The sequence below is a fragment of the Clostridium sp. CAG:43 genome, assembly GCF_000434655.1.
In the GTDB taxonomy this organism is placed as follows: Bacteria; Bacillota; Clostridia; order Lachnospirales; family Lachnospiraceae; genus Otoolea; species Otoolea fessa.
In genome coordinates this window covers 9,969-13,543 of the sequence record NZ_FR895009.1, presented here as the reverse complement: position 1 = coordinate 13,543, position 3,575 = coordinate 9,969, and the positions used below count along the sequence as shown (strand labels likewise).

Sequence of the window (3,575 nt, the reverse complement as noted above, 5' to 3'; positions counted from 1 at the left end):
ATTCCAGGGCAAAACAAGGAGAAACAAAACTATGATAAAAGTACTTTTCATCTGCCACGGCAACATCTGCCGTTCCACCCTAGCCCAAAGTGTCTTCACCCACAAAGTCGCATCCCAAGGGCTTTCCGCCCACTTCCTTATCGACAGCGCCGCCACAAGCACCGAAGAAATCGGCAATCCACCGCACCGGGGGACGGTGAATAAGCTGAGGAAGGTTGGAATTCCTCTGGTGCCGCACCGGGCGCGGCAGGTAACGTGGGCGGATTATGAGAAATTTGATTATATCATAGGTATGGACAGTGCCAATATCCGAAATTTAAACCGGATGCTGAAAGGCGATCCGGAGGGGAAAATATATAAATTCCTCACATTTGCAGGTTCAGACCGTGACATCGCGGATCCGTGGTATACGGGTGATTTTGACGCGACGTATGAAGATGTTCTGGAGGGCTGTGTAGGTTTTCTGGCATATCTGAAAGAACAGGGACAGATATAACCAAAAGTTTGATGAGTATCCATTTCAGGTTAAGATGGAAGGAACGGACTGTTTCTGCTGCAATTTATCAGTGTGCTGGAGGAACATCCGGGCGATTCGTGGATTAAAAAATATATTTTCCCGGGCGTAATGGTTCTAAGTCTCTGGGAAATGATTTCTTGTGGTTCAGCAGATGGATTTTATATCCTGGATGTGGAAAATCTGCGTCTGCACCAGATTTTATTTACAAAAGGAATTAATAATGACTTGCCGATGACACGCTGGTATTAATAAGTGGAGTGCTTTTTTATTTCCAGCTGAATCCGTTCGCAGAGATCCTTGACCGTGACAAGCTCGATAAAATCCGTTTCCGGAATATCGATCTCGAAGCAGTCTTCGATTTCTGTGATAAAGTATACGATCAAAAATGAATCCAGCCCCAGATCGTCGATCAGGCGGTCAGCCGGTGTCAGCGGGCGGGTGATTTCTACGTATTCTAATAGAATGTCTTTTATTTCAACCAGGATTTCTTCCTGCGTCAGTTTGTGTTTCATGAGAAGTTCCTCCTAATATATGTGATTCATGCAGCTGTTTTTATTGTAAATTTAATATAGAATCTGTGTTTGTGAGATGATTCTATCTGTGTGTTTATTTTATCATGAAACTGCCCGCTTGAGTAGATATATCCCTTAAAATAGGAGGAGCCGACAGGAACGGACTCCTGTCGGCGTAGGTATGAAAAAGTATATTATGAAAGGTCTTTTGCCTTTACGCGTATTACTATATCGAAAAAATGTGATAAAAGTATGTTCGGAATGTGAAGAAATCATAAATTTCGGAAAATATTTTGGAAGTGATGGGGAAATAAAAATGACACGCAGATATAAGTTTGTGCAATTTTATTCATAAAAATGAAAATATATGCGTGAAATTTCTGAAAAAGATAGAATGTAAAAAGGTAATATGATATAATGAGCGCAAGTGAGCCAGAAAGCTGCTTGCAGATTTATGACGAACGGCGAATGGCGATCACGATAGCTGCGTCAGCAGCGGTAAGCATCGAAGATGCGAATCGTGATATAATATGAACACTTACAGAGAACTTGTCAAATCTAGTGTGAGTTATAGATGAACATTTGATGAATCTGAGATAAAGGAGAAAAATAATCAAAATAAAAATTCAAAAAAACATATCTACAAAGAAGAAGGCAGAACATCAGGCGGATGCAAAAGCATTTGCCGGAACGGGTTCAGAAAGGACAGGGAACGATGCGGGCGTTTACATTTGAAAATGCGACAAAGATTTATTTTGGCGGAGGCTGTGTGAAAGAGCACCTGCTGGAGGCGGTGAAGCCGTATGGGGAAACGGTGATGCTGGCATATGGCGGCGGCTCGATCAAGACGAATGGCATTTATCAGGAAGTGATGGATGTCTTAAAGCTGGCTGGAAAACAGGTGATAGAATTTTCAGGCATCATGCCGAATCCGACCTACAGCAAGGTGATGGAAGGGAAAAAAGTCGTACAGGAAAATCAGGTAGATCTGATTCTGGCAGTGGGCGGCGGTTCGGTCATGGACTGCAGCAAGGCGATCTCAATGGCGGCTGCGACGGACAAGGACGTCTGGGAGGAATACTGGATCAAAAAGGGCGAGATTGATTTTGAGCCGGTTCCGGTGGGCGTGATTGTGACCGTGGTCGGCACTGGAAGCGAGGTCAACGGCGAGGGTGTAATCACCCATGAGGAACAGAAAATTAAGACGAGCCGGAATTATCCGCGTTGCAATCCGGTGTTTGCGATGATGGACCCGAAATATACCTACACGGTTTCTCCACTCCAGACGGCAGCGGGCGGTTTTGATATGCTCAGCCATGTGATGGAGACATATTTCAGTGCACCGGATGAGGATAATCTTTCGGATGCGATCTCGGAGGCGTTGATGCGGAGTATTATTGAGAACCTGCCGGTGGCGATCCGGGAACCGGAAAATTATGAGGCGCGCAGCAACCTGATGTGGGCGTCCACGATGGCAGAGATTGGCATTATCAAATTAGGAAAACAGTGTGATTTTGAGGCGCATATGATTGAACATCAGATGGGGGCTTACACGGACTGCAACCACGGAATGGGACTTGGCGTGATCCATCCGGCGTATTATCGTCGAATTTGCCGGGACGGCATCAAGAAATTTGTGAAATTTGCCGTAAATGTCTGGGGAATGTCACCAGATGGCGGCGATGAGGAAGAACTGGCATTTGGCGGAATTGACGCATTGCAGGCGTTTATTCATGAGATTGGTTTGCCGGGGACGCTGCGGGAACTGGGAATCACAGATCAGAGCCTGCTGAAAACGATTGCTGATTCATGTATCCGCAATGACGGCGGGTATCGGCAGCTGACGCACGCGGAAATCTTGGATATTTTGGAAGAGTGCTATTAGTACAAAGGAGGAAAATCATGCCACACATTGCAATATCTATGTACCCGGGACGGAGCCGGGAAGAGAAGGCAGCGCTGGCTGAGAAGGTCAGAGCGCTGGTATCAGAAGAATTAAAGAAGGATCCGAAGGTTGTGACGGTATCGGTTCATGATGTACCGGCTGAGAAATGGCAGGAACATTTGAATGCGATTCCGGGCGAGGAGAGATTCTATTAGAAGTCTAAGTCGGGGTTGCAGAAAGAGGCAAAAGATCATCAGACGATGGATAATATACCAATGGATAATATAGCTCAAGCAGTGTCGAAAAAATAAACTGCAAAAGATATATAATAATGAATAAAAAAGAACGGACTGTTCATAAATAGACAAAAAAGCATAGGATGTGGAGAATAGATATTTGAACTGTGCCGGTTTACAGAGTATCATCTGTAAACCGGGCAAAAAGAAGCACATTTACGCGCATTACTTAGTGGATTTTGTCTGTATGAACAGTCTTTTTTGCAGCATTTTATAATTGAGAAAACATTTCATTTACTCCTTTTAAATTCCCACAAATATTTCTTGACATTTCCCAGTTACATTCATATAATGAACATATGAACAATGATTCATATAAATAAAAATATTTCAAAGAAATCTTGTTAAAATCCTGCAAACTGCTT

General features: G+C 43.9%; 4 protein-coding genes and 1 pseudogene. 4 read left to right on the top strand and 1 reads right to left on the bottom strand.

Annotated features, from left to right (window positions below; translation table 11 throughout):
- The first annotated feature begins 31 nt into the window (after nt 1-31).
- Together QVO97_RS01155 and QVO97_RS01150 are read left to right on the top strand one after the other, a co-directional pair.
- Nucleotides 32-496: a low molecular weight protein-tyrosine-phosphatase gene (locus tag QVO97_RS01155; protein WP_022358595.1), complete on the top strand. Its 465-nt coding sequence runs from the start codon at nt 32-34 to the stop codon at nt 494-496.
- A gap of 40 nt (nt 497-536) precedes the next feature.
- Nucleotides 537-766, top strand: a pseudogene (locus QVO97_RS01150) (SAM-dependent methyltransferase); the annotation flags it as partial.
- Here QVO97_RS01150 and QVO97_RS01145 read toward each other — a convergent pair.
- Nucleotides 763-1,029, bottom strand: coding sequence for an acyl carrier protein (locus QVO97_RS01145; protein ID WP_022358594.1), 267 nt, complete (start codon nt 1,027-1,029; stop codon nt 763-765). The pseudogene QVO97_RS01150 and the gene QVO97_RS01145 sit on opposite strands and share 4 nt — an antisense overlap.
- 715 nt (nt 1,030-1,744) lie before the next feature.
- Here QVO97_RS01145 and QVO97_RS01140 point away from each other — a divergent pair.
- Entirely contained in the window at nt 1,745-2,914 is a 1,170-nt protein-coding gene (locus tag QVO97_RS01140) for an iron-containing alcohol dehydrogenase (protein WP_022358593.1), read from the top strand.
- A 17-nt stretch (nt 2,915-2,931) separates the two neighbouring features.
- Entirely contained in the window at nt 2,932-3,129 is a 198-nt protein-coding gene (locus QVO97_RS01135) for a tautomerase family protein (RefSeq protein ID WP_022358592.1), read from the top strand.
- The last annotated feature ends 446 nt before the right edge of the window (nt 3,130-3,575 follow it).